Origin of the sequence: Roseovarius sp. 10, from assembly GCF_033100315.1 — a bacterium.
Lineage (GTDB): Bacteria > Pseudomonadota > Alphaproteobacteria > Rhodobacterales > Rhodobacteraceae > M30B80.
Genome location: NZ_JAWLVH010000002.1, coordinates 97258 through 111346 on the forward strand (window position 1 = coordinate 97258; position 14089 = coordinate 111346).

The following is a 14089-nucleotide window of genomic DNA, read 5'->3' on the forward strand; positions in this document are numbered from 1 at the left end:
GTTACTGCCCAGATCCCGAGAAGGCGCGCATCAGCAAGGTCACAAGGCTGACCGAACTTTGTGTGTTTAACACCTCATCCCCAGCGGCCAAGTTAAACGGCGAACCACCCGGTTGGATGTCAACAAATGACCCACCCAAAAGCCCCTCTGAGGCGATGCTAACAATGCTGTCATCAGGCAAAAGAATATCGTCACGGATATTCAAGGTCGCTTCTGCGCGGAAGGTGGCAGGGTCAAGATTGAGGCTACTGACAGTGCCAACCCGAACGCCCGCAAGGCGCACATCTGTGCCAATCCCGATCCCTTCTGCAGAGCGGAACAGCGCCGATACCTCGTAGCTTGACCCCGTGCTGCGCCCGATCCCGCCGATTTCAGCGGCATAGAGCAGAAACCCCGCAGCTACGGCCAAGACCGCACCGCCGACCAAAATTTCGCTCAATCTATTTTCGGCCATCACGGAACCCCTCTCATGCTGCCAAAAAAGCGCACAGGCTTATTCGGGGCTCCATGCCTCGTAATCCTTGCGCGCGACTGGTGCGGCCTGACGCAACGAACCCGCAGGCGCATAGGCCGCTTCTGATCCCGTCAGGTTCATTTCGTGCTCTTTTTCCCACGCTTTACGCGCAAGCGGCGCATCGGCAGGGGATTTATCCCATGTGTGATGCAACCAGCCATGCCAATCAGGGCTGATGCGGCTGGCTTCGGCCTCGCCATTGAAAATCACCCAACGGCGTTTGCCATCGCGGGATTGGTAGAACACATTGCCCTGCGCATCCTCACCCACCTTCTGGCCCTTCCGCCAAGTGTAGAGTTGCGTTCCAACCGTCTGACCATTCCACCAAGTCACAAGGCGCAGCAGGAATGAGAGCATGACAATCTCCAAACTAAATCGCGTGTCGTTTTGTCTTCTAATGCCGCAACACGCCGCTAAGGTCTAGGGGCAATGCCAATAACAACTGCGACAGATGTTGTTTTGCACACGCCAGCGCCCTAAACATAACCCTCAGGGAAACACGCGAGGAGAAAAACGCCATGTCCGACCCCAAAAGCCTAAAATTTGACACGCTGCAGATCCATGCAGGTGCGCATCCAGACCCTGCAACCGGCGCACGCCAAACGCCGATCTATCAAACCACGGCCTATGTGTTCAAAGATGCTGATCACGCGGCGCGTCTGTTTAACTTGCAAGAGGTCGGCTTTATTTACTCGCGCCTGACCAACCCCACAGTCGCTGTGCTACAAGAGCGGATCGCGACCCTAGAGGGAGGTGTTGGTGCGGTTTGTTGCTCGTCTGGTCATGCGGCGCAGATCATGGCCCTGTTTCCGCTCATGGGCCCAGGCTGCAACATCGTGGCCTCTACGCGCCTTTATGGCGGCACAGTCACCCAATTCAGCCAGACCATCAAACGCTTTGGGTGGTCTGCAAAATTTGTTGATTTCGATGATCTTGACGCGGTGAAAGCGGCGATTGACGATAACACGCGCGCCGTGTTCTGCGAGGCCATCGCAAACCCGGGTGGCTATATCACCGATCTGCGCAGCATTGCGAATATCGCAGATGGCGCAGGCATCCCCTTGATCGTGGATAACACCTCTGCAACCCCCTATCTCTGCCGCCCAATTGAACATGGCGCGACATTGGTTGTGCATTCCACCACAAAATATCTCACAGGCAATGGCACTGTCACAGGCGGCTGTGTGGTTGATAGCGGCAAATTTGACTGGTCAGCCAGTGATAAATTTCCTTCGCTCTCGGCACCGGAACCTGCCTATCATGGCCTAAAATTCCACGAGGCGTTGGGGCCGATGGCCTTTACCTTCCACTCAATCGCGATTGGCTTGCGCGATTTGGGGATGACCATGAACCCGCAAGCGGCGCATTACACGCTGATGGGGATTGAGACCTTGTCGCTGCGGATGCAGCGCCATGTTGAGAATGCCGCGAAAATCGCTGCATGGCTTGAAAAGGATCCCCGCGTTGATTTCGTGACCTATGCGGGTCTGCCATCCTCGCCATATCATGGGCGGGTCAAGGATATCTGCCCCAAAGGTGCGGGCGCATTATTCACCTTTGCCGTGAAAGGCGGATATGAGGCCTGTGTGAAACTGGTAGATAGTCTTGAGCTGTTCAGCCATGTCGCCAATTTGGGCGATACGCGTTCGCTGATCATTCATTCAGCATCAACCACCCACCGCCAGCTGACCCCAGAACAGCAACAAGCAGCGGGGGCAGCACCTAATGTGGTGCGTGTCTCCATTGGGATTGAAGATGCAGATGATCTGATTGCCGATCTTGATCAGGCCTTGGCCAAAGCAACCGCGTAAACCTTGCGCCACTGAAAAAGAAAAACCCCCGTCCAAACAGATTTGGATGGGGGTTTTTGATAGGTTCGGGCAGAGGCCAGTGTCGGCTGCTAAACTGGGGACTGGCCTCTGCCCCGGGCTACGATGGGGTTACGGAGTAGCCCGCACCCAACCTGCAAGATTGGCCAGCTGCAGGAGGGGTGTTCGAATATCTGCGGAAAAGTCCCAAATTGATACACCCGACTAAGGTGCTTGCATCAAGAATTCAGGTCTGAGATTTCCCCGTGAATCGCATGTGACACATCGGGCGCTCGTTTTCAATCATTTTGATTATTTTTTATGAATTTCAATGCAGAGAAGGCGTTGCATTTGGGAAACATATATGAATTATAGTTACATATAGATATGAGATATGAGCGGCTTAGCGGCGAGATTGGTATAACCGCGCGGTCAGTTATTACGGAGTTTAAGCGTGGATCAAAGCTCGCTCAATGTGTTGTCGCGCATGCGCCAGCTTTTGGCGTCGCTTGAGCGGGACTTGGGTCTCGTCTCGCTGCCCAAAGTAGAACTTGATCTTCTATACGCGACCGACCTTTTAGCTGAAAATCCGGACGAGATTTTAACATCTGCAGAAATCCACAATCATCCGTTGATGCGAGACGTCCCCACAGCCACATTCAATCGTGCGCTGAAATCTCTTATGAAAAAGGGGTTTATACAGTTGAATTCTGACAGTCGCGCCAAACATTATCGCAAGACAGAGCATTGGCCCCGTCTTTTGCAGCGTGACGATTGACAACAGTCAAATATAAGCACTTGCAATCTTTAGGCATGAGTAATAGGTCTTGATTCACAACAAGACCTTAAGATTGATTATCGTAGTTCGGAGCGGGCTCTCACCTCCAAAGGAGTCAACCGCGTGGTTAAATGGTTTAAATGTCTTGCGGGACCTGCGTTCCTGCGCGCTGTTTCACATCTGAAAACCGCTTTTTTCGTGTCCTCAGCCCTGTTGGGTGCCGCGCTGATCAATCATGGCTTGATGAGCCAAACCAATGCGACCCTCCATTATGCCACGGGGTCCGTTTTGATCTTCTTTGGCTTTGCAACCATCGCCAAAGTTCTGACCGCTTGGCTTTATTCACATTCTGGGCTTCTCTACGGCCTGCCAGGTATCGCGCTGACTGTATATATCTACGACACCGAAAATGATGCCCATCTTTTCTTACTGGGCATGATCGGGCTCACGGTGCCCGTTCTCGCGTTCAAACTGCTGGCCTTCTTGGGGCACTATATCACAGTGGCACAGCGCCAGTCATGGCGGGTGTTACCACCCGTTACTATCGCAAGTAGTGCAATTTTGATGATCTGTGCATGGGTGATAGCGCCCAACGCAGAATTTGGGCTTTCAGCACTTTTTGAATTGGCGGCTGTCGCACTGTTTGATGCATGCCTGCTGATGAGTGTGCTGTTGATCGCCCTGGCCCTGACACGCGCCTACGAGCAATGGCGCTGATCTCGTTCAAATTTTTATAAATATAGCGCTTATCTGGTTTATGCCCCCTGCAACTATCGTATAGAGTTGGGCGCAAGGAGGGAAAAATACCTCCCCTTTGGCCCACTTAACGAGAAGCGCATCGGTATTTTGAGCACGGAGTTCACGCTACACCTGTCGCCCGAGGCCATTAGCCTTGCTTCACGCCGCTCTGATGATGCGTGGGAGGTAGTCGTTCGCACCGCGCCAGATGCAGAGGATCTCAGCGCCGCTTTCGCGCAGATGAAATCTCTGATTGAGGCCAAAGACAACGCCCAAGTTTTGGTGATTGTCCCGCGCGAGCAAGTTCTGTTTACAAGCTGCGAAGCCCCTGATGAGGCCACCCCCGCCGCTGAGCGGCGCGCAGTCGAGGCTAAACTGGATGGCCTCACCCCCTATGAATTGTCGGAATTGCAATATGATTGGCTGCGCACGGATTCCGTGATCCAAATCGCCGCCATTGCAGCGGAAACCATCCAAGCCGCGCAAGAGTTTATAAAATCCTACGGGATCACGGCTGTGGCATTGACCGTGGAAACACTGCCAGATGATTATGATGGAACGCCCATCTTTCGTTTGGCAAAGCGCCCCAAACCGACACCGCATGTGCAAAACCTTGCGACCATTCCTGCCCCCAAGCGCAAAATTCGCCTGGAGGACATCGCGCTCTTCGTGCCGCGTTTTCGCAAAGGAATGGCCCTTGGTCTTGGCGGGGGGCTTGCCGTGATTGTTGCGGCATTTCTCCTGATGCCTTCTGTCCCAGAGCAGGATGTGACGCCTGAAGCCCCCGCTGTTGTCGCAGCAACGCCCACAGTTACCGAACCAGCCCCAAGCGCGCCTGCGGCAAGCGGCCTGCCTGCGCCCGATGTGGCACTTATGGCGACAGCGCCTACCCTGACTGCGCCAAGGCCACGGCGTGACGGCACCATCCTTGCCGCGATTGACCCGATCTTGACCCAACAAGATGCACTGGCCCTACGCCCCCCCTTGGGCGGTATCGGCGATGATGCCCCGCCGCCAATCCTCTCGCCGATCCCCTTTGGCGCGGGCAGCGTTTTGAACAGCGCGGGTCTTGTCGATCCAACCCCTGAGGGGGCGTTGAACCCCGATGGTGTATTGGTCTTTGATGCGGCGCCCCCCGTTGCGGCAATCCCGCGCCCCGATGCCATCCTAGAGGCGGCCCGTGCAGCACGGCTTGAACAAATCGAAACATTGGCAGCCACACTGCCGCGCCTCAGACCTGAGAATTTCGCAGAAATCCTTGAGCGCCAGCAATTAAACGGCTTTACGCGCAGCGAATTAAGCAGCATCACGCCGCAACTGCGCCCTGCATCGCTTCAAGAAATTGCCGAAGCGGCCCGCGCCGCCGAGGCAGCAGCCCTCGCCGTCAGTGAAGGACGCAGCGCCAATCAGGCCTTGATCAGCAATTTGGCTGTCGCACGTTCGCTTTTGCCACAGGCCCGCCCCTCGGGCTTTGAGGCGGTGGTGGCCGCTGCAACACCTGCAAGCGCCGCTGCACCAAATGGTGTTGCTGCAGAGGCTGCGGCACAATCAGGCGCAGATGAGGAAATTGAGGCGGAAATTGCCGCCGTCAGCACCGACACCCCATCCGGCGAACGGGTGACCCGCGCCGCGACCAATCGCAATGCCATAAATTTGCGCGACACGAATTTGATTGGTGTCACTGGCCCTTCGAGCAGCCGCCGCGCCTTGGTGCGCCTGCCATCGGGTCGGTTTGTTACGGTCGAAGTTGGAGATCGTCTTGACGGGGGGCGGGTCGCCGCGATTGGCGATGACAGCCTTCAATACATCAAGGACGGCGAAAACATCACGCTAGAGGTGCCAAACGGCTAAATCAGGACAAGTGCTGCGAGGCCAAGAAAGGCGAAGAAGCCCACAACATCGGTGACCGTGGTCACGAATGTGCCAGAGGCGAGCGCAGGATCCGCGCCAAAGCGTTCTAACGCAACGGGGATCAATATCCCCGCCAATCCCGCCACAACAAGATTAACCACCATTGCGCCTGCAATCACGCCGCCCAAGAGAACGGAATCGAACCAAACATAACCCACAATGCCCATCACAAGGGCAAAGGCGAAACCGTTCAAAGCCCCCACGCCCGCCTCACGCATTACAACCCGCCACAGGTTGGCGGAGGTGAGGTCGCGTGTTGCAAGCCCACGCACAGCCAAGGCAAGGCTTTGCGTTCCGGCATTGCCGCCCATAGAGGCGACAATCGGCATCAACACGGCCAAGGCCACCAATTGCGCAATCACCGCTTCGAATTGTGCAATCACCACCGAGGCCAAAATCGCCGTGCCCAAATTGACAAACAACCAAGGAAAACGTTGACGCACAGTTTCAAAGGTCGTGTCGCTAAGGCTTTCATCCACGCCCAAACCTGCAAGGCGGCGCAAATCCTCTTCATTGACCTCATCAAGAACGCTCATCGCGTCATCAATGGTGATCACGCCCACCAATCGCCCATCATCATCGACAACGGGCGCAGAGATCAGGTGATACTGGTTAAAGGCGTAGGCGACATCATCCTCATCCTGCTTGGCAGGGATGGTGCGAAAGCTGTCTTCCAGAATGTCCTTCAATGATGTTGCCCGCGCACTCGACAACAACCGCCCAAGCGAGACATAACCCACAGGTTTCATCGCAGGGGTCACGAGGATGATGTGATAGAATTGTTCGGGCAATTCCGCTTTTTCGGAACGCAGATAGTCAATCATCTGCCCGACATTCCAATGTTCGGGCGCGCGCACCACCTCGCGCTGCATAAGACGCCCAGCAGACCCTTCTGGAAAACTCAGCGCCTGTTCAACCGCGACCCGATCCGCATCGTCAAGCGCGCCAAGAATGGCCCCTTGCTGATCTTCTTCTAGGTCTTCGACCAGATCAACAACATCATCCGAGTCCAACTCGCGCACAGCATCGGCCAGAACATCGCTTGGCAAAAGCGGCAAAATGTCTTCGCGGATTGACCAATCAAGTTCAGAGAGAACCTCACCATCAATCCCTCGCGACCAAAGCGCCAGAAGGGCTGCGCGCTCACCGCTGGAGATTTGTTCAAGAATATCAGCGATGTCAGCAGGGTGTAGCGGCTCCATCAACGCATCGATGGCGTCTACATCCTCGGCACTAACCGCACGCCGCAATTGCGCGCGCAAACTATCGTCCAACGCATAAGCGTCACGATCATCATCTAGATGGAGGTCTTGTTCGTCCAACATGATCCACCTCGCGCAACAAGATCAGGCGTTGCGCGGGGTATGACATTGCAAAGCCGATCTGAAAAGGTGGTTTTGCGAAAAATCCCAAAAGGGACAGTCAGCGCGGGGTTACAGCTCGGCGCGAATGGCCGCTGCAATATCCCCCACCACAGCCGCCATTAGCCCCTCATCCTCGGCTTCGGCCATAACGCGAATAAGGGGTTCTGTGCCTGATTTACGGATCAAAATACGCCCCGCCTGCCCCAATCGGGCTTCTGCCTCGGCGATGGCGGCCTTGACGGATGCTGCCTCTAACGGGGCTTTGTCGGGTGAAAAGCGCAGATTCTCTAACATCTGCGGAACGGGATCAAAGCTGCGGGCAAGCGCGCTTGCAGGTTTGTTCTGGCGCACCATTTCAGCCAAGAATTGCAAACCTGCCATCAACCCATCACCCGTGGTGGCATGGTCGCTCATGACGATATGGCCTGATTGCTCACCGCCAAGATTGTAGCCACCTGCGCGCATCGCCTCGACAACATAGCGATCCCCAACAGCCGTGCGGTGTAGGCCAATCCCGCGCCCGCCCAAAAACCGTTCCAATCCCAAATTTGACATCACAGTGCTCACCAATGCACCACCTTTGAGACGGTTCTCATCCGCCCATCGCGCCGCCAACAGCGCCATGATCTGATCCCCATCCGCAACTTGGCCCGCCTCATCAATGATCACAATGCGATCAGCATCGCCATCAAGGCACAAGGCCACATCGGCCCCTGTTTCCTTGATCTTGGCAATCGCGGCTTGCGGCTTTGTTGACCCGACATTTTCGTTGATATTGAACCCATCAGGGCTCACGCCAATCGCCACGACTTCGGCGCCCAATTCCCAAAGCACTTCGGGGGCGGCGCGATATGCGGCACCATTGGCGCAGTCGATGACAACCTTCAAACCTTCAAGGCTTAGACCGTGGGGGAATGTGCCTTTGACGCGTTCGACATAGCGGAAACGACCATCATCAATGCGCCGCGCGCGCCCGATATTGCCCGCTTGTGCAGGTTGAATATCCCCAAACACAAGGGCTTCGATCTCGGCCTCTGCCTCGTCTGACAGTTTGAATCCATCAGGGCCAAAAAACTTAATCCCATTATCTGAGGCGGGGTTGTGGCTTGCGGATATCATCACACCAACATCCGCCCGCATGGAGGGGGTCAAAAGGCCCACAGCAGGGGTTGGCACAGGCCCCAGCAACAGAACATCCATGCCCGTGGAGGTGAAGCCCGCCGTCAGCGCATTTTCCAACATATAGCCCGACAGGCGCGTGTCTTTCCCGATCACAACACGATGGCCGCGCTCCATATCGCGGCGGAAATAGCGCCCCGCCGCCGCCCCCAATTTCAGCGCCATATCGGCGGTCATGGGATAGCTGTTTGCCTGACCCCGCACCCCATCTGTGCCAAATAATTTTCGTGCCATTTTATTACCCCTCCCCAAGGGTCAAACCGCTTGCTGCCATATAGGCAGAAATCATCGCTTGATGCACGGCTATATCATGGACACGCAGCATCTGAACCCCCTGCGATATGGCCCATAGGCCGATTGCCGCCGATGCGGCATCACGCTGATCTGCCTGTTTGATCCCCGTCACATGGCCCACAAACCCTTTGCGCGATACGCCCAAAAGCAACCCACAGCCAAGCCCGTGGAACAGGCTGATGTCACGCAACAACGCGCGGGTTTGCGCAAAGGTCTTGCCAAAGCCCGCCCCAATATCAAGCAGGATTTGGTCATGCGTCAGCCCCACAGAAAGCGCCTGATCGCGCATCGCAGCAAGCCCATCGTAGATATCGAGAACGACATCTTGATAGGCATCGGAGGCCAAATCTTGCATGGTCTCAGGCGTGCCAAGCGAATGCATCAGGATCACGGGCGCGCGGCTCTCGCGCAGAACCTCAATCATATTTGTATCAAAGCGCAGCCCCGAAACATCGTTGATCACCTGCGCGCCCGCAGCAAGGCCCGCACGCGCCACATCGGCCTTGCGTGTGTCAAGCGAGATCACGCCAGAGCCGCGCAAGGCCTCCAGCGCAGGCATCAGGCGCGCGATTTCTTGTTGTTGCGGCACTTCTTTGGCGCCTGGCCGGGTGCTTTCTGCGCCCAAATCCAAAATATCTGCGCCTTCCGCCACAAGACGATGGGCTTGCTCCAGCGCGGCTTGGATGTCCTCATGCCGCCCGCCATCGGAAAAGCTGTCTGGGGTGAGGTTCAAAATCCCCATAAGGCTTGGGCGCCCCATAGGCACAGTCGCAAAATCACCACGCGCTGCCGTCAAAGGCGCGCGCCATGCCGCGGGCAAGTCTGCGGCGGGCAAAATCTCGCGCGCGCCCGTGCGGTTTAACCGCTCAACATGCGTGAAATGGCACCAACCCCCTGCAAGGGGCACGGCCTCAGGCCCGATCGCGGGGCCCGTAACGGGTATGGGGCGATAATAATCAGTCATAGGATTAGCCCTACCCTGTGGCTCAGCGTCCATCAAGGTCACCGCCCAGATTAGAGATCAGGCATCACGTCAAACGGCCATGCCTGCACTGGGATAGACGATTTCAACGGCGGGTGGCCGCCCAAATAAACAATACGCTGCGCCTCAAATTGCTCGGCCAACCACAGCGCCAATTGCTCCCCCGTCACTTTTGCCCCTTTGGGTGGTTCGGCACTGTCCAAAACCAGTTTTGAGGGGGCCCAAACCGAAATTTGCCCTTGCCGCATGGCCCAGTCTAATTCTGTGCGACTGTCCACCACCACACAGCGATCATCGCAAGAGGCCAAGACCCAAGCGTTCTTTTCCATATCCAACAGATCAATCCGCCGCTGCGGCAGGCCGTGGCGGGCTTGAGGCTGCGCCAAGCCCGTGCTGCCCACGCACAGAATGACAGGGGCACCTGCCTGCTCAAGGTGATCCAGAAGCTGCGCCAAATCAGGGCGCGCAATTGCATCATTGGCCAAATACACGATCAAAGGATGCGGGCCATCATCCGCAAGAAGACTAAGGCGCTGATTGGCCTCTGCTTCGCGCATAATCTCGACCCCCAAAACATAGGGCCCGCGATCCAATTTCTCAATTCGCACGAAACAGCGCGCAGCCAATGGGTGGCTCAAGACCCGCTCTGCAATTCGCACCGAGAGCGTTTCCAGCAAATTGACACGGCCCTGCGCAAGCTCGGCATCAATCGCCTCGACAATGCGGTCATAGGACAAAATGCGATCCACATCATCCTCGGCGCTTTCCGCCTGAGAGCGCACCTCTACGACCACATTAAAACGGATACGCTGCAAAATCCCGCGCTCGGCCTGAAAGGCGCCGATTTCAACATCCCGCTCATGATTGGACATCGAAATACGATCAAGCGGGGCATCTGTGGCGGTCGCCTTGGCCCGCTCGGACGGGTGGGCAAAAGCAAGTCGAATATCATCCGTCATAGGCGTAGGCTTTCGTGATCGTCTTTTTGCAGGTTGCATAGCCCAAAACACAGCAAAAGACAGGCGTCAAAACCGCCGCAACCCGCGCTATCAGCGACCCGTTCTTGCGCTGCGATTAATATTGCTGACGATAGAACAGATGCTGCCCAATCGTGGCAGTGCGCGGATAAACCCGCGCCCAGTCAGGATGGACATAATCCGCATGATAATGCGTAGCCCCCGAGGTGAGGGTGCGCGGCGCGCCATCCATCATCAAACGGGCGATGCGCGACAGGCGGTCCCATGTGGCACGATCCGTCACATTTTCGGGGATGCCATCACAGGCATAGGTGAATTGGCAGGCCAAGTGCCGATGTGCGTTTTGATAGACGACATCGCAAATGTTATCTGGATAATTGTCGTTATCCACGCGGTTCAAAATCACTTCGGCCACGGCATATTGACCGCGGATCGGCTCGCCGCGCGCCTCGAAATAAAGCGCCTCGGTGAGGCATCGATGCTGCGCGTTACTGCGTGGACGGGGCAAGGACATCAATTGGGCTTCGTTATAAATCTGACGCGGCGCCCCATTTCGACCAAAGGGGGAGCGCACAGCCGCACCCAAACGGGCAACTTGTGAGGGGCTGATGCCGCGCAACGCAGCGCGCTCATCAAACATCAAAGACGATAGGCGCAATTCCATCGAACCCGCTTGCGGCTGCGAAGATGACATAACAACGGGATAATCCCCATCATAGATTGAGGACGTTTCCGCCAAGGCGGCATGTGACATAAATAACAAGGAGGCCGCAATCGCAGCGCATGCCTGTTTGAAACCCATTACCTCTGCTCCTTGGGGTTGATCCCCAATGTCGCAATCCGTTGATCAGAATGCGACAGAGCCATTAGCACGGTTTTCTAAAACCGACAACTTGACCCGCGTTTTTGTGTTTGACGCGCAGCACACCGCATCATTTAGACGTAGGCCTTGGCAAATCAGATGGCAGACTCAACGCAATATCAACGCTTTGCGGGGAGAGTCTCATCCTCCAACACCCATTGTGCCGCCGACAGCTTGGCCAAGGGAACACGGAAAGGTGAACAAGACACATAGTCGAAACCAGCTATCCGCGAAAAGCGGATCGAATCTGGATCACCGCCATGCTCCCCACAGATGGAGAGGGTCACTTCGGGGCGGACAGCGCGCCCACGTTCTGCGCCGATGAGCAGCAATTCACCCACCCCTTCCGTGTCCAAGCGGGTGAACGGGTCTTCCACAAACACACCTTGCTGAACATAGGCCGACATAAAGCGCCCCGCATCATCGCGCGACAAACCATAGGTCATTTGGGTTAAGTCGTTGGTTCCAAATGACAAAAAGGACGACGATTCCGCGATCTCACCCGCCCGCAACGCTGCGCGCGGCGTCTCAACCATCACCCCAAGGCGATAGGTGAAACTTTTGCCGTTTTGCGCGGCAACGGCGGCGGCGACCGCATCCACCCGTGATTTTACCAACTCAACCTCGCGCTTGGCCGAAACAAGCGGGATCATGATTTCGGGAACAACGGGGTTTTTCCCCTCGCTTGCAGCAATGGTTGCCTCAAAAATCGCACGGGCCTGCATGTCATAAATCTCAGGCACGGTGATCCCAAGACGCACGCCGCGCATCCCCAGCATTGGGTTATATTCTTGCAACGATTCAATGCGCGCGGCCACGCGGCTTACGGGCAAATCCAACGCTTCGGCCAAGGCGCGAATGCCATCGCGATCTGAGGGCAAGAATTCGTGCAAAGGCGGATCAAACAGTCGGATACACACGGGCTTGCCCTGCATCCGTTTAAACAGCTCGGTGAAATCGCCCCGTTGCATCGGCAATAATCGATCCAAGGCTGCCGCGCGGTCACTTTCGGTTTCGGCAAAAATCATTTCGCGCATCAAAGTCAGGCGATTTGGATCAAAGAACATATGCTCTGTGCGGCACAATCCGATCCCGTCAACACCGAATTGCTGCGCAGTTTCCACATCCTCAACTGTGTCCGCATTGACGCGAATGCCGATATCGCGAATTTCATCGGCCCATTGGATCAGCGTGGCAAAGGCCCCGCCAACAGCAGGCTCGATCATCTTGGCCGCCCCCACCAAAATATCACCAGAGGAGCCATCAACAGTAATCACATCCCCCTCATGGAACACGCGCCGCCCTGCGGTGGTGAGCGTTTTCTTGCGCATATCCAGTTGCAGGCTGCTTGCGCCTGTTACACAGGGCAAACCAAGCCCGCGTGCAATCACGGCGGCATGGCTGGTCATACCACCCCGCTCGGTCAAAACGGCCTGCGCGGCGTGCATCCCACGCACATCTTCGGAACTGGTTTCGCGCTTGACCAAAATTGTGGCTTCGCCTTGCGCGGCCAAGGCCTGGGCCGCGGTGGAGGAAAAGACAATCTTGCCGGTCGCAGCCCCAGGTGCGGCGGCAATACCACGCCCCAAAACATCACGCGGGGCCTCGGCATCCACCTGACGGTGCAACAATTGCCCCAAGGAAAAGGGCGGTATCCGCGACAAAGCCTCACCGCGCGAAATAACGCCATCATTGGCCAAATTGACCACCGTTGCGACTGCCGCGCGTGCAGACCGGGGCGCGCGCACCGCGTCAAGAATGTTCAGCTGACCATTCATCAAGGTGAATTCAATCTGCATTTCTTCGCGCAATTTCTCGCGCATCAAAGCGCCCGCAGCGATCAAATCATGATAGGCCTCTGGCGCCGCATCTTGAAGGGAATGGCCACGCGCATCACTGCGGATGTAGAGCGCATCATCATCACGCAATGCCACCCGGCCCTGCGCCTGCGGCACGAAACGACCGATCACATCGGCGTCTCCCGTGTCGGGGTCAATCATCTGAACGATACCAGAGCCCGAAACGCCCTCACCGACACCCAGTGCCATACGCTGCACCACAAGACCAAGCCCCGCATCAGCAGGTGCGCCTTGCGCCTGCCGCAACAGCCGCGCGGTTGTCCCCTCCCACGCCCGCGCCATAGAGCGCAGAACCTCGCGCAACTGCACGGCGGGGTCTTGGGGAAAGGCCTCCTCCGCTTCATCCTCGAAATGCTCTTTGGCAATCCGTGGGGTCAGCGGCCCCTCAAATTCATCGGCATCCAGACGCAAGACATCCACCGCATAGGCGCGGATGAAATTGACATAAAGCTGATCTGCCGCGCTGCGCCCATGAACCTTGGCCAAATGCTCAGCCAATTCGTCATTCATCCCGATATTTAGCACCGTGCCCGGCCCGCCCCAATCCGCAGCTTGGCTGCTGGAGCGCACAGAAACCAAGGCATGAGGGCCAAACTCGGCCCAAAGCGGGGCCAGATCAGGAACCACCCCTTGCGCGATTTGGCGCACAGCATCAAAGGACAAGGCCGCTGTCAAAGGCACGGGCAAACCCAAGCGCACCAAACGCTGCAAGCATTTGGCGCGATTGCCATGAGTGGCTGTGTGCATATCCGCCGTGGCGGTGATCAGCGTATAGTCGGGGCGATTTTTCATTTGCAATTCTTACTCTTAGCCGAAACTGGCC

At 56.5% G+C, this 14089-nt stretch carries 12 protein-coding genes; 4 read left to right on the forward strand and 8 right to left on the reverse strand.

Going from position 1 to position 14089, the window contains the following annotated elements:
- Window position 1: 1 nt before the first annotated feature.
- Together mlaD and RYZ18_RS07720 are read right to left on the reverse strand one after the other, a co-directional pair.
- Window positions 2-454, reverse strand: coding sequence for an outer membrane lipid asymmetry maintenance protein MlaD (gene mlaD / locus RYZ18_RS07715; RefSeq protein WP_317655987.1), 453 nt, complete (start codon window positions 452-454; stop codon window positions 2-4).
- Between the two features lie 39 nt (window positions 455-493).
- Window positions 494-871 carry an NADH:ubiquinone oxidoreductase subunit NDUFA12 gene (locus RYZ18_RS07720; RefSeq protein WP_411567097.1) on the reverse strand — a complete coding sequence of 126 codons (378 nt, stop codon included), beginning with the start codon at window positions 869-871 and terminating at the stop codon, window positions 494-496.
- A 161-nt stretch (window positions 872-1032) separates the two neighbouring features.
- Between RYZ18_RS07720 and RYZ18_RS07725 the strand changes: the two genes are divergently transcribed.
- The 4 genes from RYZ18_RS07725 (at window position 1033) to RYZ18_RS07740 (ending at window position 5689) form a co-directional block, all read left to right on the forward strand.
- Window positions 1033-2325 carry an O-acetylhomoserine aminocarboxypropyltransferase/cysteine synthase family protein gene (locus RYZ18_RS07725; protein WP_317655989.1) on the forward strand — a complete coding sequence of 431 codons (1293 nt, stop codon included), beginning with the start codon at window positions 1033-1035 and terminating at the stop codon, window positions 2323-2325.
- 451 nt (window positions 2326-2776) lie between these two features.
- On the forward strand, window positions 2777-3100 hold the full coding sequence (locus RYZ18_RS07730) for a hypothetical protein (protein ID WP_317655991.1): 324 nt from the start codon (window positions 2777-2779) through the stop codon (window positions 3098-3100).
- Between the two features lie 123 nt (window positions 3101-3223).
- Window positions 3224-3817 (forward strand): hypothetical protein, encoded by a 594-nt coding sequence (locus tag RYZ18_RS07735; RefSeq protein ID WP_317655993.1) that lies wholly within the window; start codon window positions 3224-3226, stop codon window positions 3815-3817.
- A 129-nt stretch (window positions 3818-3946) separates the two neighbouring features.
- Window positions 3947-5689 (forward strand): hypothetical protein, encoded by a 1743-nt coding sequence (locus RYZ18_RS07740; RefSeq protein ID WP_317655994.1) that lies wholly within the window; start codon window positions 3947-3949, stop codon window positions 5687-5689.
- Here the strand turns inward: RYZ18_RS07740 and mgtE are convergent.
- From mgtE to RYZ18_RS07770, 6 genes are all read right to left on the reverse strand, one after another.
- Window positions 5686-7074 carry a magnesium transporter gene (mgtE, locus tag RYZ18_RS07745; protein ID WP_317655996.1) on the reverse strand — a complete coding sequence of 463 codons (1389 nt, stop codon included), beginning with the start codon at window positions 7072-7074 and terminating at the stop codon, window positions 5686-5688. The two genes, RYZ18_RS07740 and mgtE, sit on opposite strands and share 4 nt — an antisense overlap.
- A 108-nt stretch (window positions 7075-7182) precedes the next feature.
- Entirely contained in the window at window positions 7183-8526 is a 1344-nt protein-coding gene (gene glmM, locus RYZ18_RS07750; protein WP_317655997.1) for a phosphoglucosamine mutase, read from the reverse strand.
- Window positions 8527-8530: 4 nt separating this feature from the next.
- Window positions 8531-9550, reverse strand: a complete 1020-nt coding sequence (gene folP, locus RYZ18_RS07755) for a dihydropteroate synthase (protein WP_317655998.1) — start codon at window positions 9548-9550, stop codon at window positions 8531-8533.
- A gap of 50 nt (window positions 9551-9600) precedes the next feature.
- Complete coding sequence (locus tag RYZ18_RS07760; RefSeq protein ID WP_317655999.1) at window positions 9601-10527, reverse strand: dihydroneopterin aldolase; 927 nt, start codon at window positions 10525-10527, stop codon at window positions 9601-9603.
- A 115-nt stretch (window positions 10528-10642) separates the two neighbouring features.
- Window positions 10643-11347, reverse strand: a complete 705-nt coding sequence (locus RYZ18_RS07765) for a cell wall hydrolase (RefSeq protein WP_317656000.1) — start codon at window positions 11345-11347, stop codon at window positions 10643-10645.
- 179 nt (window positions 11348-11526) lie between these two features.
- Window positions 11527-14058, reverse strand: coding sequence for a putative PEP-binding protein (locus RYZ18_RS07770; protein WP_317656001.1), 2532 nt, complete (start codon window positions 14056-14058; stop codon window positions 11527-11529).
- Window positions 14059-14089: the final 31 nt, after the last annotated feature.